This window comes from Delftia sp. HK171, assembly GCF_001886655.1.
Classification (GTDB): domain Bacteria; phylum Pseudomonadota; class Gammaproteobacteria; order Burkholderiales; family Burkholderiaceae_C; genus Comamonas; species Comamonas acidovorans.
In genome coordinates this window covers 1,734,909-1,759,296 of record NZ_CP018101.1, presented here as the reverse complement: position 1 = coordinate 1,759,296, position 24,388 = coordinate 1,734,909, and the positions used below count along the sequence as shown (strand labels likewise).

Below are 24,388 nucleotides of genomic sequence, written 5' to 3'. Positions count from 1 at the left end.
GTCAGGATTTCCCGGGCTCGGGAGATGGGAGGGACAGCAGCCAGGCTGCCATCTGCAGGGATTGCGCCGTATCGAGGTGCGGATGGCGCGGCATGATGGCGCGGCCCCATTCGCCGGCCCCGCCCTCGCGGATCTTGCGCGCCAGGTAGTCGGCGGCATCTTCGCGGGCCCGGTAGCGCTCGGCGATCTGCTGGAAGGACGGGCCCACGTAGTGGCGCACCAGGCCGTGGCAGCGCAGGCAGTCATTGCCCTCGACCAGGGCCTTGCCGGCAAGCAGCCGGGGGCCTGCATCTGTACCTGCACCTGCATTTGGATCTGCAGCTGCCGCCACGGCAGCCGCCGGCAGGCCAGCAGCAGGTGCAACGGGCGCAACAGCCGGCCCGCGCATGATGCGCCAGCCGATGTTGAAGACACCCAGAGCCACCAGCAGCATGAAGACCACGAGCGCCCAGCCCAGCCAGCGGGGCCGGTGGGGGGCGTCGTCGCCCTCGTCGTCTGCGTCAGGAGGCAGTTGGCCGGCCATCAGTGGCGGAAGTGGCGCACGCCGGTGAAGACCATGGCGACGCCGCGCTCGTTGGCGGCATCAATGACTTCCTGGTCGCGCATGGAGCCGCCGGGCTGGGCCACGCAGGTGGCGCCTGCGTCAACGACCACGTCCAGGCCGTCGCGGAAAGGGAAGAAGGCATCGCTGGCCACGACCGTGCCCTGCAGGCTCAGCTTGGCGGCTTCGGCCTTGATGGAGGCGATGCGCGCCGAGTCCAGGCGGCTCATCTGGCCTGCGCCCACGCCCATGGTCATGCCGTTCTTGCAGAACACGATGGCATTGCTCTTGACGTACTTGGCGACCTTCCAGGCGAACAGCAGGTCCTGCAGTTCTTCGGGCGTAGGCTGCTTGACGGTGACGACCTTGAGGTCGGCCAGGGCCAGCTCATGGTTGTCGGCGGTCTGCAGCAGCAGGCCCGAGCCGACGCGCTTGGCGTCCATGGCGTTGCGGCCCTGGTCCCAGGCGCGCTCGCCGCCGGCCGGCAGGGCGATCTTCATCAGGCGCACATTGACCTTGGGCTTGAAGATTTCCAGCGCCTCGGCCGTGAAGTCGGGGGCCATCAGCACCTCGACGAATTGCTTGACCACGGCCTCGGCCGCTGCCTTGTCCACCGTGCGGTTGAAGGCGATGATGCCGCCGAAGGCGCTGGTGGGGTCGGTCTGGAAGGCCTTGGCATAGGCTTCGTGCGCGTCCTTGCCCACGGCCACGCCGCAGGGGTTGGCGTGCTTGACGATCACGCAGGCGGGCTGCTCGAAGCTCTTGACGCATTCCCAGGCGGCGTCGGCGTCGGCGATGTTGTTGTACGACAGCTCCTTGCCCTGCAGCTGCTCGCCCGTGACCAGGGAGCCGGGAGCCGGATACAGGTCGCGGTACAGGGCGGCCTGCTGGTGGCTGTTTTCGCCGTAGCGCAGGTCCTGCACCTTGGTGAAGTGGCCGTTGCTCTGGCCGGGGAAGGGGCTGCGCTCGGGCACGTAGGCTTCGGACAGCTTCTCGTCCTCGAACTTCACGCTGGACAGGTAGTCGCTGATGGCGCCGTCGTACTGGGCGATGCGGTTGAAGGCGGCCACGGACAGCGCAAAGCGCAGCTTGTCGGACAGCTTTCCGTTGGCCTTGAGTTCACCCAGCACGGCCTCGTACTGGCCGGCGTCGGTGATCACGCCCACGTCGGCCCAGTTCTTGGCGGCAGAGCGCACCATGGCCGGGCCGCCTATGTCGATGTTCTCGATGGCGTCGGCCAGCGTGCAGCCGGCCTTGGCCACGGTGGCCTCGAAGGGGTACAGGTTCACCACCAGCAGGTCGATGGTGTCGATGCCGTGCTCCTTGAGGGCCGCCATGTGGGCGGGCAGCTCGCGGCGCGCCAGCAGGCCGCCGTGGACCTTGGGGTGCAGGGTCTTGACGCGGCCGTCCAGCATTTCGGGGAACTGGGTGACTTCGGCCACCTCGGTCACGGGCAGGCCGGCCTCGGCCAGCAGCTTGGCGGTGCCGCCGGTGGACAGCAGCTTGATGCCCAGGGCGTGCAGGCCTTGGGCGAATTCGACGATACCGGTCTTGTCAGAGACGGAGAGCAGGGCGTTCATGGGCGTCAGTGCAGGGAGTTTGAAGAAATGGAGATTCGTGCCGCTCAGAGCATGTCGTGCTCGAGCAGCTTCTTGCGCAGCGTGTTGCGGTTCAGGCCCAGCCAGTCGGCAGCGCGGGACTGGTTGTTGTCGGCCTGGGTCATCACCACTTCCAGCAGCGGCTTTTCGACCAGGTGGATCAGCATGTCGTACATGCCGTTGGGCTTTTCGCCGTCGAGATCGCGGAAATACCCCTCCAGGCTTTCACGCACGCATTGTTCGATGTTCTGGTTGCTCATACTGTCATTCCTGCGGGCTCTCCGAATTCGGCGCTTGTGGCGCCGGCATCGATGGCGGCCGGTATCCGGTCCATCTGTGCGCCCAGGGCGTCCAGATAGTCGGCCACGGCCTGCCATTGCACCGCGCAGTCCTCGATGGTGTTGATGTGTTGTCTGAATGCTTCACCGCCCGGCAGGCTGCGCAGGTACCAGGCGATGTGCTTGCGCGCGCTGCGCACGCCGGTGCCCTCGCCGTACAGGCTGTAGTGGTCCTGCAGGTGGTCCAGCAGCAGCCGGCGCAGCTCGGCCACCAGCGGCGGGGCCATGTGCTCGCCCGTGGCCATGAAGTGCGCGATCTCGCGGAAGATCCACGGCCGGCCCTGGGCCGCGCGGCCGATCATCACGGCGTCGGCGCCCGTGTAGGCGAGCACGTCGCGCGCCTTCTCGGGGCTGGTGATGTCGCCATTGGCCACCACGGGCACGCGCACCGCCGCCTTGACGGCAGCGATGGTGTCGTACTCGGCAAAGCCCTTGTAACCCTGCTCGCGCGTGCGGCCGTGCACGGTGAGCATCTGTATGCCCACCTCCTCGAAGCGGCGGGCCAGCACCACGGCGTTCCTGTGCGCGTCGCACCAGCCGGTGCGCATCTTCAGCGTGACGGGCACGCCGTGCGGGGCGCAGGCCTCTACAACAGCCTGGGCAATCTCCACGGCCAGGGCCTCGTTCTGCATCAGGGCCGAGCCGGCCCACTTGTTGCAGACCTTCTTGGCCGGGCAGCCCATGTTGATGTCGATGATCTGGGCGCCGCGGTCCAGGTTGTAGCGCGCGGCCTCGGCCATCATCTCGGCGTCCGTGCCCGCGATCTGCACCGCGATGGGGCCGGGCTCGCCTTCATGGTTGGCGCGGCGCGAGGTCTTGAGGCTGTTCCACAGGTCCTTGCGTGATGTCACCATCTCGCTGACCGCGTAGCCCGCGCCCAGGGCCTTGCACAGCTGGCGGAACGGCCGATCCGTCACCCCGGCCATGGGGGCGACGAACAGGCGATTGGCCAGGGCATGGGGGCCTATGGACAGGGGTGGGGAGGACATCGGAAAAGCCGGAGAAAACGCGCGCGCCGAGCACAAAACGGGCGGCAACAAAGGACCAAGATTGTACCTGCCCAAATTTTCAGCAGGGCTAAAACCGGGCCGTCAAGACGGCCAAGCAGCGAAAACAAGACAGTGCGCAGTTTTCATGGTGTGGGCACGAAGGTGCGCACCTGGCCCGGAACGGCCTGCAGCCCGTAGGCACCGAGCCGGCCCTGCCACCAGCGGCGGTTGAATTGCACGTCGGGAGAGACCTGGTCGTCGGGCATGGGTCGCAGGCCGACCTTCTGCAGCCCGGCTTTCGGCTGCCCGGCTGTCTGCGGCCCAGCTGTCTGCAGCCCAGCCTCCAGTCCCAGGTCCAGCGCCTCGCCGTCGGCCAGCGGGCCGCGCACCACGGCCATGGCCTTGCGCCCGTCGGTCACCCAGGCGTCCAGCACCAGGGCCGGGCCGGGCTCGGACCCGGCCAGGCTCACGCAGCCTTGCAGACGCGGCTCCAGGCCCAGCGGCTCCAGCTCACGCTGCAGCTGCTCCAGCCTGTCGCCCACGGCCGGGTCCGGCAGGGTGCAGCCCTTGGCCTGCAGCGCCTTGCCCCAGGCGGAGGGCGGTGCAGCCTGGGCGGGCGGCGCCTGGACAGCGGCCTGTGCCACCACGGTGGTGTCCTTGCCTGGCGGTGGCTGCAACGCAGCGCAGCCGGCCAGGCCGGCTGCTGCCATTCCCAATGCCGCCCATCCCGCCCATCCTGCAATCCGCCCTGTCTGCATGACGCCCCCTGTGCTTGTGGTTCTGGAACAGGCCTCACGATAGCTTCAGGCCGACAAAGCGTCAGCCAGCGCAGACCTACACTTACAGCACCTATGGAAGTCTGGATGCATCAACTGCTGGGCTGGCTGGCGCTGCCGCAGTTCGGCCTCAGCACCGTGTTCATCGTGGCCCTGATTTCGGCCACGCTGCTGCCGCTGGGCTCCGAGCCTGCGGTGGTGGGCCTGCTGCAGCTCAACCCCGATCTGTTCTGGCAGACGGTCTTCGTGGCCACGGCCGGCAATACGCTGGGCGGCGCCATCAGCTGGTGGATGGGCCTGGGTGCGCACAAGGCCTGGCGTGCGGCCCGCGAGCGGCGGCGCGCCGGACTGCCCGAGGATCTGCGGGCCAAGCCGCCCCGCGCCCTGTCCCGCCATGAGCGCCGCGCCCGCGTGTGGCTGCGCCGCCTGGGCGCCAAGGCCTGCCTGCTGAGCTGGCTGCCCGTGGTGGGCGATCCGCTGTGCGCCGTGGCCGGCTGGCTGCGGCTGCCGTTCTGGCCCTGCGTGTTCTACATGGCCATCGGCAAGTTCCTGCGCTATGTGGTGATGACGGTGGTGCTGCTGCAGTTGCTGCCGGCTTCCTGGGCCAGCTGAGGCCGAAGCCCTCCCACCGAAGCCCTCCCCTTTTGCGATCTACGCCTGCGGCTCGCGCGCCCAGGGTGCCAGCGCGAAGTGCGCGGCCAGGAAATCGATCAGCGCCTGCACGCGCGCCGGCCGGGCACGCCCGGGTGGCGTGACGATGTGCAGGGCGATGGAGGGCACCTGCCAGTCGTCCATGCAGGTCTGCAGCGCACCCGATTGCAAATCTTCCCAGGCCAGGAATTCGGGCTGCAGGGCCAGGCCCAGCCCGGCGCGCAGGGCCGGCGCCAGGCCCTCGGCATTGTTCACGCGCATGGCCGTGGGCACGACCTGGGCGAACTCGCCGCGGCGCGCATGCACGAAGCGCCAGGCCTCGCCCAGGCGGCTGTGCACATAGCGCAGCGCGCGGTGCTGAGCCAGCTCGCGCGGATGGGAGGGGCGGCCGTGGCGCTCGAAGTATTCGGGTGATCCCACCAGCAGCAGGCGCACCGTGCACAGGCGCCGCGCCAGCAGGCTGGAGTCGGGCAGCGAGGAGATGCGCAGCGCGATGTCGAAGCCCTGGGCCACGACGTCGATCAGCTCGTCGCTGAAGTGCAGGTCCAGCGTGACTTCCGGGTGCTCGGCCATGAAGGCGGGCACGGCCGGCGCCAGGTGCGAGATGCCGAACGACATGGGCGCCGCAATGCGGATGGGGCCGCGCAGGCTTTTGGACTGCTCGCTGATCTCGGCCTCCACGGCCTCGCCCTCGGCCAGGATGCGCGCGGCGCGCTCCAGCGAGGCCTGGCCGCTGGCCGTCAGCGACATGCGCCGCGAGGTGCGGTGGAACAGGCTGGTCTTGAGCCGCGTCTCCAGCCGTGTGATGGCCTTGGAGATGGTGGGCTGGGAGACGCCCAGGTCGGCGGCGGCCTTGGCGAAGGAGCCCGTTTCGGCCACCTTGGCGAAGACGGCCCAGGCTTCGAGGTCAGGAAGTCTTGGCATGAAAGTTTTGGAATAGATGTCTTTGCATATTTTCTATTCTCTTCTTGATCGGCAAAACATAAAGTTCATCCATCGCAACACACAACGCAGCAGGAGAACACCATGATCGAACGCCGTCCCTTCCAAGCCCTTGGCGGTGCCAACCACGGCTGGCTCGATGCCAAGCATCACTTTTCCTTCGCCGGCTACCACGATCCGGCCCGCATGGGCTGGGGCGCGCTGCGGGTGTGGAACGACGACACCATCGCCGCCGGCACGGGCTTCCCGCCCCATGCCCACGCCAACATGGAAATCATCACCTATGTCCGTGAAGGCGCCATCACCCACCAGGACAGCCTGGGCAACAAGGGCCGCACCGAAGCGGGCGATGTGCAGGTGATGAGCGCGGGCACCGGCATCCGCCACTCGGAATACAACCAGGAAAAGGACACGACGCGGATTTTCCAGATCTGGATCATGCCCGACGAGCGCGGCCAGCAGCCCCCGTCCTGGGGTGCCAAGCCCTTCCCCAAGGGCGAGCGCTCGGGCAGCTTCGTGGCCCTGGCCAGCGGCCTGCCCGGTGACGAGGACGCCCTGCCCATCCGCACCGCCGCCCGGGTGCTGGGCGCCACGCTGAAGGCCGGCGAGAGCACGGAGTACCGCATCGGCCGCGACCGCCTGGGCTACCTGGTGCCGGCCAGCGGCTCGGTGCAGATCGACGGCGTGACGCTGCAGGAGCGCGACGGCGCCGCCATCAGCGATGTGGACAGCTTCCGTGTGACGGCCCTGGCCGACACCGAGCTGGTGCTCGTCGACACGGCGCGCTGAAGCGCCCTGCCCGCCTCTTTCCAAGAAAACATTTCCCGTACCCCGTCCAACCCCTCACAGGAGATCACCATGACCGACCGCAAGTACCTCGAAGTCCTGACGCCCGCCAACAGCCAGATCATCTTCATCGACCAGCAGCCCCAGATGGCCTTCGGCGTGCAGTCCATCGACCGCCAGGTGCTCAAGAACAACGTGGTCGGCCTGGCCAAGGCGGCCAAGGCCTTCGGCATCCCCGCCACCATCACCACGGTGGAGACGGGCAGCTTCTCCGGCCACACCTATCCCGAACTGCTGGCCGTGTTCCCCGAGCACCAACTGCTGGAGCGCAGCTCCATGAATTCCTGGGACGACCAGAACGTGCGGGACGCACTGGCCAGGAACGCCGCCCAGGGCCGCAAGAAGATCGTGGTCTCCGGCCTGTGGACCGAGGTGTGCAACACCACCTTCGCCCTGTCGGCCCTGCATGACACGGACTACGAGATCTACATGGTGGCCGACGCCTCGGGCGGCACGTCGCTGGACGCGCACAACTACGCCATGGACCGCATGGTGCAGGCCGGCGTGGTGCCCGTGACCTGGCAGCAGGTGCTGCTGGAATGGCAGCGCGACTGGGCCCGCCGCGAGACCTACGACGCGGTGATGGACATCGTGCGCGAGCATTCCGGCGCCTACGGCATGGGCGTGGACTATGCCTACACCATGGTGCACAAGGCGGCCGAGCGCGTGCAGCATGGCGAGACCGTGGGCCCGAACCCCGCCAAGGCCTGAGCACCAGCGCCGCCGCCGGCCCCGTCCACGGAGTGACACCATGAAGCTCTACGCACTTTCCCTTGGGGCCGGCCTGCTGGTCGGCGTGGTCTACAGCCTGCTGCAGGTGCGCTCGCCCGCACCGCCGCTGGTGGCCCTGGTCGGCCTGCTGGGCATCCTGGCCGGCGAGCAGATCGTGCCCGTGGGCCGGCATCTGCTGCAGGGCATGGACCTGCGCAGCGCCTGCAGCAAGACGCAGGCCACCGAGCATGTGCTGGGCCAGCTGCCCGGCCGCAAGAACGCCGATGCCGATGCCGATCGGCACCACGGCTGACCCCTCCCCCTCTCCAAGAAAACTGCACCATGACCACGCGCAGAAAAGTCCTGGGCTCCGCTGCCACCCTTGCCATGGGTGGACTGCTGGGTTGCACCACCAACGCTCGCCAAGGAGCCTCCATGTCCGATTCCACGCCCGAAGTCATCTTCCACAACGGCCGCTTCACCACGCTGAACAAGGCCCAGCCCACCGCCACCGCCGTGGCCGTGAAGGACGGCCGGTTCATCGCCGTGGGCTCGGACGCCGAGGTGCTGGCCCTGGCCGGCAGCGGCACGCGCCGCATCGATCTGCAGCGCCGCAGCGTGCTGCCCGGCCTGTTCGACAACCACACGCACGTGATCCGTGGCGGCCTGAACTTCAACCTGGAGCTGCGCTGGGACGGCGTGCGCTCGCTGGCCGACGCGCTGGACATGCTCAAGCGCCAGGTGGCCATCACGCCTGCGCCGCAGTGGGTGCGCGTGGTCGGCGGTTTCACCGAGCACCAGTTCGTGGAAAAGCGCCTGCCCACCATCGACGAGATCAACGCCATCGCGCCCGATACGCCGGTGTTCCTGCTGCACCTGTATGACCGCGCCCTGCTCAACGCGGCCGCCCTGCGCGCCGTGGGCTACACCCGCGACACGCCCCAGCCCGCAGGCGGCGAGATCACGCGCGATGCCAACGGCAACCCCACGGGCCTGCTGCTGGCCAAGCCCAACGCCACCATCCTCTACAGCACGCTGGCCAAGGGTCCCAAGCTGCCGCTGGACTACCAGGTCAACTCCACGCGCCACTTCATGCGCGAACTCAACCGCCTGGGCGTGACCGGCGTGATCGATGCGGGCGGGGGCTTCCAGAACTACCCCGACGACTACGACGTGATCCAGAAGCTCAGCGACGCCAACCAGATCACCGTGCGCCTGGCCTACAACCTGTTCACGCAAAAGCCCAAGGAGGAGAAGGCCGACTTCCTCAACTGGACGCAAAGCGTGAAGTACAAGCAGGGCAACGACTATTTCCGCCACAACGGCGCGGGCGAGATGCTGGTGTACTCGGCCGCCGACTTCGAGGACTTCCGCCAGCCGCGCCCCGACATGCCGCCCAGCATGGAGGGCGACCTGGAGGAAGTGGTGCGCGTGCTGGTGCAGAACCAATGGCCGTGGCGCCTGCACGCCACCTATGACGAGACCATCTCGCGCGCGCTCGATGTATTCGAGAAGGTGCACCGCGACACGCCCATCGACGGCCTGAACTGGTTCTTCGACCATGCCGAGACCATTTCGGACAAGTCCATCGACCGCATTGCGGCGCTGGGCGGCGGCGTGGCCGTGCAGCACCGCATGGCCTACCAGGGCGAATATTTCACCGAACGCTACGGTGCACGCGCCACCGAGGCCACGCCGCCCGTCAAGAAGATCCTGGAGCGCGGCGTGAAGACCTCGGCCGGCACGGACGCCACGCGCGTGGCCTCCTACAACCCCTGGGTGTCGCTGTCGTGGATGGTGACGGGCAAGACCGTGGGCGGCCTGCAGATGTACCCCCAGCGCAACCTGCTGGACCGCGAGACCGCGCTGCGCATGTGGACCGAGAACGTGGCCTGGTTCTCCAACGAGGAAGGCCTGCGCGGCCGCATCCAGGTGGGCCAGCTGGCCGACATGATCGTGCCCAGCAAGGACTACTTCGCCGTGCCCGAGGACGAGATCTCCTTCCTCACCTCCGAGCTCACCGTGGTGGGCGGCCGCGTGGTCTATGGCGCAGGCCCCTTCCAGCCGCATGACGACAACCCCCTGCCGCCGGCCATGCCCGACTGGTCGCCCGTGCGGCGCTTTGGCGGCTACGGCGCCTGGGGCGAGCCCGAGGGCGCGGGCAGGAACTCGCTCAACCCCGCGCGCTACCGCAGCCTGGCGGCGGCCTGCGGCTGCGGCACCAGCTGCGGCATGCACGGCCACAGCCATGCCGACGCATGGGCATCGAACGTGCCGACCTCGGACCCCCGAAGCTTCTTCGGCGCGCTGGGCTGCTCCTGCTGGATGGCCTGAGGAGCAAGGCCATGTCCATCGATTCCAAGCCGTCTGCCCCAGCTGTTGCCGGCAGTTCCTCCGGCAGCTTCGCGCCGCTGCGCCAGCCCGTGTTCGCGGTGCTGTGGGCGGCCACGGTGCTGGGCAACATCGGCAGCTTCATGCGCGATGTGGCCAGCTCCTGGATGGTGACCGAGCTGTCGGCCAGCCCGGCCGCCGTGGCCCTGATCCAGACGGCGGCCACGCTGCCCATCTTCCTGCTGGCGATTCCGGCCGGTGTGCTGTCCGACATCCTGGACCGCCGACGCTTCCTGATCGGCATCCAGATCCTGCTGGCCGCCGTCAGCGCCAGCCTGCTGCTGCTGGCACGCACCAATACGCTGACCGTGGAGTACCTGGTGGCGCTGACCTTCGTGGGCGGCATAGGCGCGGCGCTGATGGGGCCGACCTGGCAGTCCATCGTGCCCGAGCTGGTGCCGCGCAGCGACCTCAAGAACGCGGTGGCGCTGAACTCGCTGGGCATCAACATCGCACGCGCCCTGGGCCCTGCGGCCGGCGGCCTGCTGCTGGCCAGCTTCGGCGCGGCGGCGGCCTATGGCGCGGACGTGGCCAGCTATGTGTTCGTGATCGCCGCGCTGGTCTGGTGGAAGCGCCCCAAGGCCGAGGTCTCGGCCCTGAATGAGCAGTTCTTCGGCGCCTTCCGCGCAGGCCTGCGCTATGCGCGCTCCAGCCGCGAGCTGCATGTGGTGCTGCTGCGCGCCGCCGTGTTCTTCCTCTTCGCCAGCTCGGTCTGGGCCCTGCTGCCGCTGGTGGCGCGGCGCATGCTGGGCGGCTCGGCAGGCTTCTACGGTGTGATGCTGGGCGCCGTGGGCGCAGGCGCCATCCTGGGTGCACTGGTGCTGCCGCGCCTGCGCAAAAGGCTGGATGCCGATGGCCTGGTGCTGCTGTCCTCCGTGCTCAGCGCCGCCGTGATGGCCGCGCTGTCCACCGCGCCGCCGCAATGGGCTGCCGTGCTGCTGATGCTGGTGCTGGGCCTGGGCTGGATCATTGCGCTGACCACGCTCAACGGCGTGGCCCAGGCGGTGCTGCCCAACTGGGTGCGCGGCCGGGGACTGGCCATCTACCTGATGGTGTTCAACGGCGCCATGGCGGGCGGCAGCCTGGCCTGGGGGCTGTTCGCGCAGGGCGTGGGCATTCCCACGGCGCTGCTGATCGGCGCGGCGGGCCTGGTGGCCATCTCGCTGGTGTTCCACCGCATCAAGCTGCCCACGGGCGAGGCGGACCTGCAGGCCTCCAACCACTGGCCCGAGCCGCTGCTGGCCGAACCCGTGGCCCATGACCGCGGCCCGGTAATGATCCAGGTGGAGTACCAGGTGCGCCGCGACGACCTGCCAGCCTTCATCGAGGCCATGCAGCATGTGGCGCGCGAGCGGCGGCGCGATGGCGCCTATGCCTGGGGCATTGCCGAGCACACGGGCGAGCCGGGCCGGGTGATCGAGTGGTTCCTGGTGGAGTCCTGGGCCGAGCATCTGCGCCAGCACCAGCGCGTGTCCAGGGCCGATGCCGATCTGCAGGCCCAGGCGCTGCGCTTTCACATCGGCCCCGAGCGGCCCGTGGTCCACCACTTCCTGGCGCTGGATGCCGCCAGTGCCGCCAGTGCTGCCAGTGCCGCAAGCGGGCCTGCGCAGGCACCGGCGCACGGCCACGCCCACTGAAGCGTTGCGGCAGGCCGGCCCCTGGCCTGCGCCTGGCCTGCGCCCGGCCTGCCAGGACACCTCAGCGGATATCCAGCCGCTCCAGCGCACGCACCAGGTCGGCCAGCGTGCGCACCTGCATCTTGCGCATGGCCTGGCCACGCCGTACCTTCACCGTGATCTCGCTCACGCCCAGGTCTGCCGCGATCTGCTTGTTCAGCAGGCCGCGCACCACGCCCACGACCACTTCCTGCTCGCCGGGCGACAGCGATTGCCAGCAGGCGCGCAGCGCCTGTTCGCCGGCGTCCAGCGCGCGGCGCTGGCGGTCCAGGGCAATGCCCTGCTGGATGGCGTCCAGCAGGTCCTGGTCGCGGAAGGGCTTGGTCAGGAACTCGATGGCGCCGGTCTTCATGGCCTCCACGCTCATGGGAATGTCGCCATGGCCGGTGATGAAGATGGTGGGCAGCTTCAGGCCCATCTCCAGCATCTGGCGCCGGAAATCCATGCCGCTTTGGCCCGGCATGCGGATGTCCAGCACCAGGCATGCAGGCCCCGCGGGCGGCTGCCGCTGCCAGTGGTCCAGAAACTCGCGCGTGGCGCCGAAGGCGCGCACGCACAGGCCGACCGAAGCCAGCAGGTCCTCGATGGCGGCGCGCACCGAGGCGTCGTCATCGACGATGTAGACAAGTGCCTCGGCTTCGGCCGTGGAGGGTTCAGCCATGGCGCAATCCCGTGGAAGACCTGTCGCCCGTGGCCGGGGCGCAGGCAATGGTGATGTGAAAGACCGTGCCGCCGCGCGTGTCCTCGCGGTCCGTGGCCCAGATGCGGCCGCCGTTGGCCTCGGCCATATGGCGGCAGATGTTCAGGCCCAGGCCCATGCCGTCGGGCTTGGTGGTCCAGAAGGCATCGAACAGGTGAGTGCGGGCCAGGGGCGACAGGCCTTCGCCCGCATCGGCCACGGTCAGTACCAGTTGCTGGCCCAGGGCCTGGGTGGTGACGGTGATGCGCCGCTGCGCGGCCGGCGTGCCCTGCATGGCATCCATGGCGTTGAGCAGCAGGTTGGCCAGCACCTGCTGGATGTGCACGCGGTCGGCCCAGGCCGGCTGCAGCGCGGGCGCCAGTTGCAGGTCCAGGGCCACGCCGCGCCGGTCCAGCTCGGCGTCCGACAGGCGTGCCATCTCGCGCACGGCGTCGTTGAGGTCGAAGGACTGGCGGCTGGGCGCCTCGCCGCGCGCCATGCTGCGGATGCGGGCAATGACATCGCTGGCGCGCTGCGCATCGCCCAGGATGCGCTCCAGCGCCTGGCCGGCCTTGGCGAGATTGGGCGGCTCCTGGGCCAGCCAGCGCTGGCAGGCATTGCCGCTGGTGACGATGGCGGCCAGCGGCTGGTTGACCTCATGGGCGATGGAGGCCGTCAACTGCCCCAGGCTGGTGGTCTGGGTGATGCGCATCAGCTGGGTGCGCGCCTCATGGGCCGCGTTCTGGGCCGCCACCATCTTCAGGCCCAGATAGGCCGTGATGGCAATGGCCAGAATGCTGATCACCATGTTGATCAGTCCGGTGCGATAGGCACCGGCAGGCGTGAGCGCAAAGCTGGCCAGGGTCAGCACGATGCACAGCGCCGTGAGGCCGATGACCACGCGCGGGCTGAACCAGCGCACCGCCACCAGGATGATGGCGGTATGGAACACGGCGGCCGCCACGGCGTAGTCGGTCAGCGTGTCGAGCGCGAAGATCGCGGCCATGGCGACGCCCATGGCCGCCAGGATCAGGGCCCGGGGCCAATGGGGAAAGCGGCGCAGAGCGGTGGTCATGGCGTGCAGGGAAAAGGAATGGACTGTCAGCTGCCAATTCTCATTCAAGAAGGCGCTGCACCTGAATGCAAGCTATACCCGAACCGTACGATACTGGCGCGACCCAAAACAAGGGACACCGAGGAAGGGACGCCCCGCACCGAAGGTGTCGTCCCCTCCCGCGTAGCGAGAGAGGGGGAAGCCGCGCAGCGGCTCAGGGGGTTCACAACACTGGCCGCCGGCCCACGCTCAGTTGGAGCTCCACCGTGGCCTTGGCCAGCTCGGTCTCGGCCTCCAGCGATCCCAGGTAGGCCTCGTCGGCCGAGCGCTGGGCGGACAGCAGCTCCAGCAGCGAAGCCTCGCCATGCCGGTAGGACAGGCGTATGCCTTCGAGCACGCGCTGCGCATCGCGCAGCACGCCGTCGCGGTAGCGCTGCACGTTCTCGCGCGCGGCGGTCAGGCGAAAGCGCGCGCCGCGCACATCGGCCTCGGCCCGGTTCTGGGCCTGCTGCAGGGCCAGCATGGCCTGGGTCACGGCCGCCTCGGCCTGCACCAGATCGCCCCGGTCCAGGCGCGACAGCGGCAGCGGCACGCTGACCGAGACCGACAGCGTGCGCGAGCGCCCGCCGCCATCGAAGGGATTGCCCTGGGCATCGGTGCCGGCCGCCGTGGACGGCACGGCGGCCATGCCCACGGCCAGCGTGGGATTGACCCAGCGGTTGGCCCGGGCCAGGCCCGCGTTGTCGCGCGCATGCTCCAGCGCCGCCTGGGCGATGCGCACCTCGGCGCGCGACTGCAGCGCCTGGGCGACCAGGGCGTCGGCATCCTCCAGCCCCGAGTCTTCGGCCAATTCCATGAAGCCGCATTGCAGCGTGTCGCTGGCAAAGACTTCGGACAGGCGGCGCCCCAGCGGGACGGACAGCGCCAGCCGCGCGGTCTGCGCCTCGGCGCGCGCCTGCACCACCTCGGCCTGGAAGCGGTCGCGTTCCACGCGCGACTGCAGCCATTCCACGCCGCCGATGTCGCCGGCCTTGCGCCGCAGCTCGTTGGCCTGCACCACGTCGCCCAGCGCCTTCAGCGTCTGCTGCTTGCGCTCCAGCGCCAGCGAGTCGCGGCAGGCCTGGGTGTAGTCCTGGGCGGCATCGGAGAACAGTTGGCTGCGCACGCCTTCAAGGCCGGCCTCGGACAGGCGCACCTGGCTGCGTGCGGACTGGATGCGCGCGGCGCGCTTGCCGCCCGTCTCCAGCTCCATGCTGATCTCGTAGTTGCGCGTGGTGGGCCGGGGCTGGCCGGTGCGCACCTGCTCGCGCGAGGCGCCCAGCGTGAGGCTGGGGTCGGGGCGTATGCCGGCGATGCCGATGCCGGCACGCGCGGATTCCACGCCCTGCTCCTCCGAGCGCAGCAGGGGGCTGTGCTGCTCCACGGCGTTGAGGTAGTCGGAAAAGCGCAGGCCGGCGGACGGCGCCGTCTGCGCCTGGGCTGCGGCGCCAAGGCACAGCAGCAGGGCCAGGGCCTGCCTGGGGAAGAAAAGGGTCGTTTGCATGGCGACTCGCATCAATGGGGTTGGCTCGTTGCGGTGTGCCGGCGGCCCTCGTCCTCGGCGGCATCCGGTTCGCCGCTCTCACCGCGTTCAGCGGCGCGGCGCTGGCGGCGCTCGGCCGCGCGGGCGGCACGGGCCTCGATCACGTAGTAGAGGTTGGGCAGCAGCAGCAGGGTCAGCAAGGTGGCGCTGAACAGGCCGCAGACGACGACGGTGGCCAGGGGCCGCTGCACGTCGCTGCCCAGGCCCGTGGCCAGCATGGCCGGCGTGAGGCCGAAGGCGGCGACGGTGGCCGTCATCAGCACGGGGCGCATGCGGCTGGAGGCGCCTTCGAGCACGGCTTCGCGCAGGCCCAGGCCGTCCTCGCGGCGCAGCCGGTTGATCTGCGAGACCATGAGCACGCCCGAGAGCACGGCCACGCCGAACAGCGCGATGAAGCCCACGGCGCTGGAGACGTTGAGCGTCATGCCGCGCAGGTGCAGGCCCGCAAAGCCGCCGATCATGGCCAGCGGCACCACGCCCAGCACCAGCAGCGGCTGGCGCAGGTTGCCGAACTCGCCGAACAGCAGCACCAGCATGATGCCCAGCGTCAGCGGCAGAATCATGAGCAGCCGCGCCTCGGCACGCTGCAGGTTCTCGAACTGGCCGCCCCACTCGATGTGCAGCTTCTGGCGGTCGTAGTCCAGGTGCTGGTCGATGGCGGTGTGCGCATCCTTGAGGAAGCCCGCCAGGTCGCGGCCGCGCACATTGAGCTTGACGAGGATGTGGCGCTCGCCGCCCTCGCGCACGATGACGCTCTGGCCCACGGTGGTGGTGATGCGCGCCACGTCGGCCAGCGGCACCTGGGCGCCGTTGGCCGCCGACAGGCGCAGCGCGCCGATGGCCTCGGGGCTGCTGCGCGTGTCGGGCGTGAAGCGCACGGCCATGTCGTAGCTGCGCTCGCCAACGTAGAGCTGGCCAATGGAGGCCCCGCCCACGCCGGTGGAGATGAGCTGCGCCACCTCGGAGGCATGGATGCCGTAGCGCGCGGCAGCCGCGCGGTCCAGCGCAATGCGCAGGTTGGGCAGCGGCGGCTCCACGTCCACGGCCACGTCGGCCGCGCCGGGCACTTTCTCCAGCACGGCCACCAGGGCATCGGCCACGCGCCGGTCCTCGGCCAGGTCCTGGCCGAAGACCTTCACCGTGAGGTCGCTGTGCGCGCCGGACAGCTTGTCCTGCACGCCGTCGATCATGGGCTGCATGAAGCCCACGGAGTAGCCGGGCAGCTGGTCGAAGCGCGCGGCCATCTTCGCGATCAGCTGCTGCTTGGTCAGGCCCGACTTCCATTCGCCATAGGGATGCAGGCCCACGCTGGCCTCGATGTGCGAGGGCGTCCAGTAGTCCGTGCCGTCATCGTTGCGCCCGGTCTGGGTGACGATGTAGGAGACCTCGGGGAACTCCAGCGCAGCGCTGCGCAGCGCGTCGGCCATGTCGCGCGCCTTGTCCAGCGTGATGCCGGGCGGCATCTGCACCTGCAGCCAGATGGAGCCTTCGTCCAGGTACGGCAGGAAGTCGCGGCCCATGGTGCCGGCCAGCACGCCCAGCGCCAGCAGCGATGCTGCCACGGCCCCCGCCAGCCAGCGCACGCGGCCCACGGCCACGCCCAGGAAGCGGTCATAGCCCACGCCCAGCCGGTGCAGCACGGGGTTGTGGAAGATCCTGCGCGGCCTGCGGAAAGCCAGCCAGGCCAGGGCCGGCGTGAGCAGCAGGGCCACGGCCAGCGCCCCGACCAGGGCCGCGCCCACGGCGCTGGCCATGGGCGAGAACAGCTTGTACTCGATGCGCTCGAAGGCGAACAGCGGCAGGTAGGCGGCCGCGATCACGCACATGCCGAAGAAGATGGGCCGCGCCACCTGCAGCGTGGCCGTGATGGCATCCCTGGGCGTGAGCGGCCGGTTCTGGTCGGCCTCGCGGCGCCGCAGGATGTTCTCGACCACGACCACAGCCCCGTCCACCAGGATGCCGAAGTCGATGGCGCCCAGCGACAGCAGGTTGGCCGGAATCTTCGCGTGGTGCATGAAGATGAAGGCCAGCAGCAGCGCCATGGGAATGGTCAGCGCCACGATCAGCGCCGCGCGCGGGCTGCCCAGGAAGACCAGCAGCACCAGGGTGACGACGATCAGGCCTTCGGCCAGGGTCTTGCCCACGGTGTGGGTGGTGCGCTCGATCAGCGTGGTGCGGTCCAGGTAGGGCACGACCTTCACGTCGGGCGGCAGCAGCTTGCCGTTGAGCTCCTCCACGGCGGCATGGATGCCCTCCAGTGCCTGCGAGGGGTTGGAGCCCTTGAGCAGCAGCACGATGCCCTGCAGGGTGTCGGAGTTGCCGTCCTTGCCCAGGATGCCGCGCCGCTCCACGTTGCCGTAGGTCAGCCGCCCCAGGTCCTTGACCAGCACGGGCGTGCCGCTGTCCGTGGTCTTGACGACCACGTTGCCCATGTCGTCCAGCGAGCCCAGCAGGCCCACGCCGCGCACCACATAGGAGACATCGCCCCGGTCGATGACGCTGCCGCCGCCGCTGGCGTTGTTGGCATTGATGGCCTCGATCACCTGGGACAGCGCCAGCCCGTACTGCAGCAGCCGCGCGGGGTCCAGCTCCAGCATGAACTGCGTGGTCAGGCCGCCGAAGTTGGTCACATCCACCACGGACTGGGCCTTCTTCAGGCGCGGGATCACCACCCATTGCTGCAGCTCGGACAGCTCGCGCAGGCTGCGCACCGGGCTTTCCAGCGTGTAGCGGTAGACCTCGCCCGTGGGCGAGCTGTAGGGGTCCAGCCCGGCGCGGGCACCATAGGGCAGCGTGACCTCGTCGATGCGCTCCTTCAGGCGCTGGCGCGCCCAGTAGCCGTCCACGCCGTCCTCGAAGACCACGGTGATCAGCGACAGCGCGAACAGGCTTCGCGAGCGCAGCACGTGCATGCCGGGCGTGGCCAGCAGGGCGCGCTCCAGCGGAATGGTGATCTGCTGCTCTATCTCCTCGGCCGCCAGGCCTGGCACCTGGGTGACGATCTGCGAGGTCACGTCGGCAATGTCGGGATAGGCCTCCAGCGGCAGCTGCTTCCAGCTGAACACGCCATACAGGGCCGCGAAGCAAAAGACCAGCCAGACCACGCCGCGGCGCGAAAAGCCGATGTTGACGATGCGCTCGATCATTGCAGCAGCACTCCCCCGTTGACCACCACGCGCTCGCCGGCCGCCAGGCCCGAGAGGATCTCGGCCTGGCCGTCCTGCTGCGCGCCGACCTGCACGTCGCGCGGCTCGAAGCGCCAGCCGCCCTTGTCCACGAAGACGCGCGTGCTGACCTGGCCCTGCAGCAGGGCCGCGGCCGGCACCATCACGGCCTGGCGCGCCGGGGCGTCGAAGCCCACGCGCGCAAACATGCCGGGGCGCAACCGCCCTTCGGGGTTGTCCACGGCCACGCGCACCTTGACGCTGCGCGTGGCGGTGTCCACCAGCTCGCCCACGTACTGCACGCGGCCCTGCAGCTGCAGGTCGGGATAGGCGGCCAGCGCGATGTGGGCCTGCTGGCCCACGTCCACATGGGCCAGGTCGCGCTCGCTGACGCTGGCGCTGAGCCAGACCTTGCGCAGGTCGGCCACGGTCATGACGGAGGCATTCACATCGTTCCAGTAGCCGCCCTGCGAGCCCGCCATCTCCACCACGCGGCCGCTGATGGGCGACTTGACCACGTAGCTGCCGCGCGAGCCTTCCTGCACGGCCGCACCCAGCTGGGACAGGTGGTCGGAGGCGGCGCGCGCATCGGCCCCCGCGGCGGCCAGCGACTGCTGCGCGGCCTCGTAGTCCTTGCGCGCGGCGATCTCGGCATCGAACAGCAGCTTCTGGCGGTCGAACTCCTGGCGCGCGTGCAGCAGCGCGGCCTGGGACTTGGCGTGCTCGGCACGCACGCTGGAGATCTCGGAGGAGTCCATGGTGATCAGCGCATCGCCGGCCTTCACCGCATCGCCCAACTGGTGGTGCAGGCGCACCAGGCGGCCCGCCACGGGCGGCGTGATGCGGACCAGCTTTTCAGGCTCGGCCTCGATGGTGGCGGGGGCCGACAGGCGGGTCTGCAGCGGCTGCAGGGCGATCTCGGCCACCTGCAGGCGCTCGCGCAGCGGCGAGCCTTCGGGCACCACGATGAGGTTGCCTTCCCGGCGCACGGGGGCAGGCTGCGGGGCGGCGGTGGCGGCGGTGGCGGGGGTTGCCACTGCAGCCTGGGTTTCGGCCGGGCCGTTGCAGGCGGCCATGGCCACGCTGATCAGCAGCCCGCCCACAGGCCAGGCGGCCGCCAGCAAGGGATGGCGCGGGTGCAGGCCATGTGGTTGGCCATGGGGTCGGCCTGGTCGTTCAGAAGCGAGAAAGCGGGTCATCCTGAGGTCTCCGGGTGCCACGGACCCGCGCAGACCTCTCGCCCCTTCAGGCGATCACAGGCCTCCGCCCGGGTCCGGGCAGATCAAGAAATGGAAGAAGGGAAAGACGGGAAGGGACGGCGCGGCAGCGCCTGGCAGGATCGGGATCGGAATCAGGATCGGGGTCCATGGGGTACTCCTTTGCGTGTGGGTGGCGCAGTCCCCGTGCAGGCCGGGAGCCCTGTTTGCTGCAGTGCAATATGTGCCCGGAATTATCAAAGGCGAAAGTGCCTGCGGCCAGCCTTTGTTGGGAAGGCTGGCCTGTTCATTGGTGGATGCGGGATATACCTTCGTATAGAAGATGGCCGGCACAAGGCCCCCTCGGCTCGGCCCGGCCCAGCCCAGCCCGGCCCGGAAAGAAAAAAGCCGCCAGCGCTGAGCGGGCGGCTTGCGGACGATGGCCTGCAGGAAAGCTCAGTCCACTTTCAGGCCGATGGCTTTCACCAGTTCGCCAAAGCGCTCGCGCTCGGTGGCGTGGTGGTCGATGAAGGCCTTGCGGCTCAGCGGCGCGGGCGTGGCGCCCAGGGTGAGGATGACGTCGTTGACGTTCTTTTGCTCCAGCGCCTTGGCCACGGCAGTGCGAACGGCCTCGATCACCGATTCGGGCGTGCCCGTGGGCGCGTAGATGCCGAACAGCGTGTCCGCATCAAAGCCCGGCAGGCCGCTTTCGGCCAGCGTGGGCACGTTGGGGTACTGCGGCGAGCGGTGCGGGCTGCCGATGGCCAGCAGGCGCAGCTTGCCGGCCTCGACCTGCTTGAGGCCCGGACCCGGGTCGAACCAGAACTGCAGCTGCCCGCTGAGCACGTCGCTGAGCGCCGGGCCCGCGCCCTTGTAGGGGGCGTGCACGGCATCGACACCGGCCATGCGCTTGAACATCTCGCCGGCCAAATGGGGCGAGCTGCCCTGGCCCGGCGAGCCGTAGGACAGCTTGCCGGGGTTGGCCTTCAGGTGCTTGATGAACTCGGCCACGTTGGTGGCGGGCACGGCGGGATTGGTCTCCAGGAACACATGCACGCGCGCCACGGCAGCCACGGGCGTCAAGTCCTTTTCGGGATTGAAGGCCAGCTTGCTGTAGATCATCGGGTTGATGGTGATGGCCCCGCCCGAGCTGAGCAGCAGCGTGTAGCCATCCTTGGGCGCGCGCACGGTTTCGCTGATGCCGATGTTGCCGCCCGCACCGGGCTTGTTGTCCACCACCACCGACTGGCCCAGCACCTGGGACATGGTGGGCGTGATGGCGCGCGCCAGCACATCGGCCGCGCCGCCGGGCGCGAAGTTCACCACCAGGCGCACGGGGCGCTCGGGCCATTTGTCGCCGGCCTTCTGCGCCAGCGCAGGGACCGAGGCCGTCGCGCCCAGCAGGGCCAGCAGGCCCAGGCGGCGCCAGCGGCTGAAGGGGGTTGTCTTGTGCATGAGCTATGTCTCCTTGGGTTATGAGTTCTTGAAAACGGTGAGGGCGCCTGAAGCAGCAGCGGCGCAGCGGCGCTACGGTCAGTCCAGCCGTATGCCCGCCGACTCGATGACCAGGCCCCAGCGCCGGCTTTCGCTGCGCCAGTAGTCACGCATCTGCGCAGGCGTGCCGGGCAGCGGCTCCAGCGACAGCGCCTCGAAACGCGCCAGCACGGCAGGCGAGCGCAGCGCCTGCTGCAGCGCCACGGACCAGGCCTGTACGGTGGCGTCGTCCGTGCCTGCGGGTGCGACCAGGCCCTGCCAGGCATGGGCCTCGAAATCCTTCACGCCCTGCTCGGCCAGTGTGGGCACGCCCGGGTGGCTCTTGAGCCGCTCGGCGCTGGCCACGCCGATGACGCGCAGCTTGCCGGCCGCAATGTGCTGGGCCGCCGCCGCGCTGTCGGCCAGCATGAAGGGGATCTGGCCGCCGATCACATCGATCAGGGCCGGCCCCGCGCCGCGATAGGGCACATGGGACATCTTCAGGCCCAGGCGCTGGGCCAGCAGTTCGGTGGCCAGGTGGTGCGGCGTGCCCAGGCCCGGGCTGCCATAGCTGACGGGGCCTGGCTGGGCCTTCACCCACTGCGTGAACTCCTGCAGGTTGTGCACCGGCAGCTGGTTGCCGACCACGAGGAACAGCGGGAAACGCGCCAGCAGGCCGATGGGCACGAAGTCCTTCTCGGCGTTGTAGGCCAGCTTGCGAAACAGGTGGGGGTTGGCCGCCAGCGTGGCGAAGTCGGCCGTGAAGACCAGGCTGCCCAGCTCGCGCGTGCGCGCCGCGTATTCGGCGGCGATGTTGGTGCCGGCCCCGGGCTTGTTCATGACGACCACGGTGCGGCCCAGGGCCTTGCCAAAGGACTCGCCCACGGTGCGCGCCACGGCGTCCGAGCCGCCGCCTGCGGCAAAGCCCACCACCCATTCGACGGGCTTGCCGGTCTGTGCGTGTGCCGTGCCCATGCCCAGCAGGGGCGGGGCGCCTATGGCCAGTGCGGCCTTGAGTGCTTGTCTGCGCAGCATCTTGTCTCCTTCTTGTAGTGGCTCGTTTTGCCTTGAGCGCGTTCAGCGCGGTGCGACGGCGCCCGCGTTCTCGGACAGGCTGACCAGTGCGTGCAGCGTGCGCGTCACGGGCACGGCAATGCCCAGGCGGTCGGCCACCTGCAGCACGGCACCGTGGATGGCGCCCGTCTCGGTGGCACGGCCGGCCAGCAGGTCCTGCAGCATCGAGGGCTGGTGGCCCCGGTGGTGGTCCAGCGCATCGCGCACCGCCGCACCCACGCGCTCGGCACTGGCGGCGACGCCATGGGCATGGGCGACGGACAGCACCTCGTCCAGCACGCGCTGCAGCAGGGCCTCGCCCTGCGGATTGGCCAGTCCGTCAACGGTCTGGCGCGTCACGGCGCACACGCCGTTGAAGGCGGCATTGAAGGCCAGCTTCTCCCAGATGGCTTCCTGCACCTGCGGGTCGATGCGGCAATGCATGCCTGCGCGGTTGAGGTCTTCCGCCAGCAGGTCGAAGACCGCGCTGCGCTGGCCATCGCAAGGCATGAAGCGGATACCGCCCTGCCCCATGGAGCTCACCTCGCCCGGCGACATCACGCGCGCAGGCCAGGTGGTCACGCCCACGGCGATGCGTTCGAGCGGCACCATTTCACGCAACACATCGGCATGGCTTATGCCGTTTTGCAGGCTCAGGAAGTGCGTGTCCGGCCCGATGAGATGGGCAATGCCCTGCAGTGCAGCGCGCGTGTGGGCCGACTTGGTGAAGACCAGCCACAGCGCGGGCCCGGCCGTGAGCTGCTCGGCCCGCGCCGCATGCACGCGGGCCTGCAGCAGCCCCTCATCGGTGTGGCAGCGCGCGCCATCACGGTTCAGGGCCTGCAGCAGCTCGTCGTTCACATCGACCAGGGTCACGTCCAGGCCGATGCGGGCCAGCCGCGCCCCGAACAGGGTGCCCATGGCGCCTGCGCCGAGGATGCCTATGCTTCTTGTGTTTTCCATTGCCGTGTCTCCTGCAGGGGGCTTCGCCTCAGGCGACTTCGACCTCGACCACGATGGGCCGGGGATGGGCCAGCGCGCGCGCCAGCACATCGGCCAGCTCGGCCGCGTTCTCCACGTGCACGCCGTCGCAGCCCTGGCCACGGGCCAGCGCCACGAAGTCGATGTCGGGCAGCTCGGTGCCCTCGACCTTCTCGCCCTCGCGGTAGCCGAAGACATGGGCGAAGTCCTGCAGCGCCGCATAGCGGCGGTTCTTGAGAATCACGAAGCTGATGGGCAGGCGCAGCTGGGCTGCGCTCCAGAGGGCCTGGATGGCATACATGGCCGAGCCGTCGCCGATGACGGCGACCACCTTGGCCTCGGGCTGCGCCAGCGCCACGCCCACGGCGGCCGGCATGCTGTGGCCCAGGCCGCCGCTGCACATGGTGTAGAAGGTGCCCGAGTGGAAGATGGGCAGGTAGGTCTGGATGGTGGAGCGCGAGCTGGGCGCCTCTTCCACCACGATGCTGTGGCGGTCGCGCACCTGGGCCAGCGTGTGCATGGCAAAGGCCACCGACATGCGCTCGCCTGCGGCGGGCGCGGCCGGCACGGGCGCTGCGGGCCGGGGTGCGGGCGCCTGGCGCGGTGCGGGCGCGGGGCGCTGCAGCAGCTCCTCCACGCCCATGCGCACATTGCCCACGGCGGCCGTGCCCACGGGGGCCCAGGCGGCAATGGCCGGGTCTTCGATCAACTGGTAGAGCGCCGTGCCTTCGGGGATGTGCGGGCCCTCGCCTTCCACGTGGTAGGTGAAGGCGGCCGCGCCCACGGCGAAGACCACGTCATGGCCGGACAGCAGCTGCACGATGCGCTCGCGCATGGCGGGCAGGAAGCCGGCGAACAGGGGATGGTCCTCGGGAAGCTGCAGCGCCCGCTCATGGGGGCCACGAAGACGCGGGCCTGGTGGCGCTCGGCCAGCGCGACCACGGCATCCCAGCCCTGGGCCCGGTCCACGGCCGCGCCCACGACCAGGGCCGGGGCACGCGCGGCGTCCAGCGCCTGGCCGATGAGCTCCAGCGTGCGCGGATCGGGCCGCGTCTCGAAGCCCACATGGCGCAGCGTGACGGGCTCGGCCGGCTTGTCCCAGTCATCGGCGGGAATGGAGACCAGCACGGGGCCGCGCGGCTCCTGCATGGCGATGTAGTAGGCGCGCGCCAGCGCCTGGGGCACGTCTTCGGCGCGCGCGGGCTCGCAGCTCCACTTCACATAGGGCTTGGGCAGCTCGGCGGCCTGGTTGGAGTGCAGGAAGGGGTCGAACTGCAGCAGCGAGCGCGCCTGCTGGCCCGCCGTGATCACCAGGGGCGTGCGGTTCTTGAAGGCCGTGAAGATGTTGGCCATGGCGTGGCCCACGCCCGCAGCCGAGTGCAGGTTCACGAAGCTGGCATTGCGCGTGGCCTGGGCGTGGCCGTCGGCCATGCCCACGACGACGGTTTCCTGCAGGCCCAGCACATAGGAGAAGTCTTCGGGGTAGTCGCGGAACAGCGGCAGCTCGGTCGAGCCCGGGTTGCCGAAGATGCGCGTCATGCCCAGCTCGCGCAGCATGGCGATCACGGCATGGCGCACGGTGTAGGTCGCGGCGGAAGGGGATGCCTCGGCGGGCTGGCTGCGCGGTGTGGTGGGTGCTTGCAAGATGGGGTCTCCTGGGGAATGGGCCAGCCGCCCGGTGCGTGCCGCGCGGTGGCCATGGAAGTCGGTGCCCATGGTGCAGGCGCTTATGATTTCCAGCAATTGA

20 protein-coding genes and 1 pseudogene are annotated in these 24,388 nt (G+C 69.4%); 6 read left to right on the top strand and 15 right to left on the bottom strand.

From position 1 onward, the window contains the following. Window position 1: 1 nt before the first annotated feature. The 5 genes from BO996_RS07920 to BO996_RS07900 all read right to left on the bottom strand — a co-directional run bounded on the left by BO996_RS07920 (window position 2) and on the right by BO996_RS07900 (window position 4,224). Complete coding sequence (locus tag BO996_RS07920) at window positions 2–523, bottom strand: c-type cytochrome (RefSeq protein WP_071954442.1); 522 nt, start codon at window positions 521–523, stop codon at window positions 2–4. Further along, window positions 523–2,121 carry a bifunctional phosphoribosylaminoimidazolecarboxamide formyltransferase/IMP cyclohydrolase gene (purH, locus tag BO996_RS07915; RefSeq protein WP_013804036.1) on the bottom strand — a complete coding sequence of 533 codons (1,599 nt, stop codon included), beginning with the start codon at window positions 2,119–2,121 and terminating at the stop codon, window positions 523–525. The genes BO996_RS07920 and purH overlap by 1 nt, the downstream gene beginning before the upstream one ends. A 44-nt stretch (window positions 2,122–2,165) precedes the next feature. After that, window positions 2,166–2,399 carry a Fis family transcriptional regulator gene (locus BO996_RS07910; protein WP_013804037.1) on the bottom strand — a complete coding sequence of 78 codons (234 nt, stop codon included), beginning with the start codon at window positions 2,397–2,399 and terminating at the stop codon, window positions 2,166–2,168. After that, window positions 2,396–3,466 (bottom strand): tRNA dihydrouridine synthase DusB, encoded by a 1,071-nt coding sequence (gene dusB, locus BO996_RS07905; RefSeq protein ID WP_013804038.1) that lies wholly within the window; start codon window positions 3,464–3,466, stop codon window positions 2,396–2,398. The genes BO996_RS07910 and dusB overlap by 4 nt, the downstream gene beginning before the upstream one ends. Window positions 3,467–3,609: 143 nt before the next feature. After that, window positions 3,610–4,224 carry a hypothetical protein gene (locus BO996_RS07900; RefSeq protein WP_071954441.1) on the bottom strand — a complete coding sequence of 205 codons (615 nt, stop codon included), beginning with the start codon at window positions 4,222–4,224 and terminating at the stop codon, window positions 3,610–3,612. 105 nt (window positions 4,225–4,329) lie between these two features. Between BO996_RS07900 and BO996_RS07895 the strand changes: the two genes are divergently transcribed. After that, entirely contained in the window at window positions 4,330–4,854 is a 525-nt protein-coding gene (locus BO996_RS07895) for a YqaA family protein (protein ID WP_013804040.1), read from the top strand. Between the two features lie 39 nt (window positions 4,855–4,893). Here BO996_RS07895 and BO996_RS07890 read toward each other — a convergent pair whose 3' ends face one another. After that, a complete protein-coding gene (locus BO996_RS07890) occupies window positions 4,894–5,817 on the bottom strand; it encodes a LysR family transcriptional regulator (RefSeq protein WP_063327170.1) in 924 nt (307 codons plus the stop codon). 102 nt (window positions 5,818–5,919) lie between these two features. Between BO996_RS07890 and BO996_RS07885 the strand changes: the two genes are divergently transcribed. The 5 genes from BO996_RS07885 to BO996_RS07865 all read left to right on the top strand — a co-directional run bounded on the left by BO996_RS07885 (window position 5,920) and on the right by BO996_RS07865 (window position 11,420). Continuing rightward, on the top strand, window positions 5,920–6,624 hold the full coding sequence (locus tag BO996_RS07885) for a pirin family protein (RefSeq protein WP_012203489.1): 705 nt from the start codon (window positions 5,920–5,922) through the stop codon (window positions 6,622–6,624). Between the two features lie 69 nt (window positions 6,625–6,693). Then, entirely contained in the window at window positions 6,694–7,392 is a 699-nt protein-coding gene (locus BO996_RS07880) for a hydrolase (RefSeq protein WP_071954440.1), read from the top strand. Between the two features lie 40 nt (window positions 7,393–7,432). Next, window positions 7,433–7,705, top strand: a complete 273-nt coding sequence (locus BO996_RS07875; protein ID WP_012203487.1) for a XapX domain-containing protein — start codon at window positions 7,433–7,435, stop codon at window positions 7,703–7,705. Between the two features lie 122 nt (window positions 7,706–7,827). Continuing rightward, window positions 7,828–9,726 (top strand): amidohydrolase, encoded by a 1,899-nt coding sequence (locus BO996_RS07870; protein WP_071954439.1) that lies wholly within the window; start codon window positions 7,828–7,830, stop codon window positions 9,724–9,726. 11 nt (window positions 9,727–9,737) lie between these two features. Beyond that, window positions 9,738–11,420, top strand: a complete 1,683-nt coding sequence (locus tag BO996_RS07865) for an MFS transporter (RefSeq protein ID WP_071957050.1) — start codon at window positions 9,738–9,740, stop codon at window positions 11,418–11,420. 61 nt (window positions 11,421–11,481) lie between these two features. On the opposite strand, the gene BO996_RS07860 is transcribed toward BO996_RS07865, so the two are convergent. The 9 genes and pseudogenes from BO996_RS07860 to mdlC form a co-directional block, all read right to left on the bottom strand. After that, a complete protein-coding gene (locus tag BO996_RS07860; RefSeq protein ID WP_043824892.1) occupies window positions 11,482–12,120 on the bottom strand; it encodes a response regulator transcription factor in 639 nt (212 codons plus the stop codon). Continuing rightward, window positions 12,113–13,213 carry a sensor histidine kinase gene (locus BO996_RS07855; RefSeq protein WP_071957049.1) on the bottom strand — a complete coding sequence of 367 codons (1,101 nt, stop codon included), beginning with the start codon at window positions 13,211–13,213 and terminating at the stop codon, window positions 12,113–12,115. Before BO996_RS07855 ends, BO996_RS07860 begins: the two co-directional genes overlap by 8 nt. Window positions 13,214–13,415: 202 nt before the next feature. After that, window positions 13,416–14,735, bottom strand: a complete 1,320-nt coding sequence (locus tag BO996_RS07850; protein WP_071954438.1) for a TolC family protein — start codon at window positions 14,733–14,735, stop codon at window positions 13,416–13,418. Between the two features lie 11 nt (window positions 14,736–14,746). Then, window positions 14,747–17,920, bottom strand: coding sequence for an efflux RND transporter permease subunit (locus BO996_RS07845; RefSeq protein WP_071954437.1), 3,174 nt, complete (start codon window positions 17,918–17,920; stop codon window positions 14,747–14,749). After that, window positions 17,917–19,137, bottom strand: a complete 1,221-nt coding sequence (locus tag BO996_RS07840) for an efflux RND transporter periplasmic adaptor subunit (protein ID WP_071954436.1) — start codon at window positions 19,135–19,137, stop codon at window positions 17,917–17,919. Before BO996_RS07840 ends, BO996_RS07845 begins: the two co-directional genes overlap by 4 nt. Window positions 19,138–19,590: 453 nt before the next feature. Then, window positions 19,591–20,589, bottom strand: coding sequence for a Bug family tripartite tricarboxylate transporter substrate binding protein (locus tag BO996_RS07835; RefSeq protein ID WP_013804051.1), 999 nt, complete (start codon window positions 20,587–20,589; stop codon window positions 19,591–19,593). 78 nt (window positions 20,590–20,667) lie between these two features. Then, entirely contained in the window at window positions 20,668–21,642 is a 975-nt protein-coding gene (locus BO996_RS07830) for a Bug family tripartite tricarboxylate transporter substrate binding protein (protein WP_071954435.1), read from the bottom strand. Window positions 21,643–21,684: 42 nt separating this feature from the next. Further along, window positions 21,685–22,623, bottom strand: coding sequence for a ketopantoate reductase family protein (locus BO996_RS07825; RefSeq protein ID WP_071954434.1), 939 nt, complete (start codon window positions 22,621–22,623; stop codon window positions 21,685–21,687). Window positions 22,624–22,651: 28 nt separating this feature from the next. Further along, window positions 22,652–24,285, bottom strand: a pseudogene (gene mdlC / locus BO996_RS07820) (benzoylformate decarboxylase). Window positions 24,286–24,388: the final 103 nt, after the last annotated feature.

What these genes read in the sequence shown, in the direction of transcription:
- dusB (WP_013804038.1), bottom strand. Translation starts at nt 3,466, where the DNA reads ATGTCCTCCCCACCCCTGTCCATAGGCCCCCATGCCCTGGCCAATCGC.
- BO996_RS07840 (WP_071954436.1), bottom strand. Translation starts at nt 19,137, where the DNA reads ATGACCCGCTTTCTCGCTTCTGAACGACCAGGCCGACCCCATGGCCAA.
- BO996_RS07850 (WP_071954438.1), bottom strand. Translation starts at nt 14,735, where the DNA reads ATGCAAACGACCCTTTTCTTCCCCAGGCAGGCCCTGGCCCTGCTGCTG.
- BO996_RS07825 (WP_071954434.1), bottom strand. Translation starts at nt 22,623, where the DNA reads ATGGAAAACACAAGAAGCATAGGCATCCTCGGCGCAGGCGCCATGGGC.
- BO996_RS07880 (WP_071954440.1), top strand. Translation starts at nt 6,694, where the DNA reads ATGACCGACCGCAAGTACCTCGAAGTCCTGACGCCCGCCAACAGCCAG.
- BO996_RS07895 (WP_013804040.1), top strand. Translation starts at nt 4,330, where the DNA reads ATGCATCAACTGCTGGGCTGGCTGGCGCTGCCGCAGTTCGGCCTCAGC.
- BO996_RS07855 (WP_071957049.1), bottom strand. Translation starts at nt 13,213, where the DNA reads ATGACCACCGCTCTGCGCCGCTTTCCCCATTGGCCCCGGGCCCTGATC.
- BO996_RS07835 (WP_013804051.1), bottom strand. Translation starts at nt 20,589, where the DNA reads ATGCACAAGACAACCCCCTTCAGCCGCTGGCGCCGCCTGGGCCTGCTG.
- BO996_RS07885 (WP_012203489.1), top strand. Translation starts at nt 5,920, where the DNA reads ATGATCGAACGCCGTCCCTTCCAAGCCCTTGGCGGTGCCAACCACGGC.
- BO996_RS07900 (WP_071954441.1), bottom strand. Translation starts at nt 4,224, where the DNA reads ATGCAGACAGGGCGGATTGCAGGATGGGCGGGATGGGCGGCATTGGGA.
- BO996_RS07860 (WP_043824892.1), bottom strand. Translation starts at nt 12,120, where the DNA reads ATGGCTGAACCCTCCACGGCCGAAGCCGAGGCACTTGTCTACATCGTC.
- BO996_RS07865 (WP_071957050.1), top strand. Translation starts at nt 9,738, where the DNA reads ATGTCCATCGATTCCAAGCCGTCTGCCCCAGCTGTTGCCGGCAGTTCC.
- BO996_RS07910 (WP_013804037.1), bottom strand. Translation starts at nt 2,399, where the DNA reads ATGAGCAACCAGAACATCGAACAATGCGTGCGTGAAAGCCTGGAGGGG.
- purH (WP_013804036.1), bottom strand. Translation starts at nt 2,121, where the DNA reads ATGAACGCCCTGCTCTCCGTCTCTGACAAGACCGGTATCGTCGAATTC.
- BO996_RS07920 (WP_071954442.1), bottom strand. Translation starts at nt 523, where the DNA reads ATGGCCGGCCAACTGCCTCCTGACGCAGACGACGAGGGCGACGACGCC.
- BO996_RS07890 (WP_063327170.1), bottom strand. Translation starts at nt 5,817, where the DNA reads ATGCCAAGACTTCCTGACCTCGAAGCCTGGGCCGTCTTCGCCAAGGTG.
- BO996_RS07830 (WP_071954435.1), bottom strand. Translation starts at nt 21,642, where the DNA reads ATGCTGCGCAGACAAGCACTCAAGGCCGCACTGGCCATAGGCGCCCCG.
- BO996_RS07845 (WP_071954437.1), bottom strand. Translation starts at nt 17,920, where the DNA reads ATGATCGAGCGCATCGTCAACATCGGCTTTTCGCGCCGCGGCGTGGTC.
- BO996_RS07870 (WP_071954439.1), top strand. Translation starts at nt 7,828, where the DNA reads ATGTCCGATTCCACGCCCGAAGTCATCTTCCACAACGGCCGCTTCACC.
- BO996_RS07875 (WP_012203487.1), top strand. Translation starts at nt 7,433, where the DNA reads ATGAAGCTCTACGCACTTTCCCTTGGGGCCGGCCTGCTGGTCGGCGTG.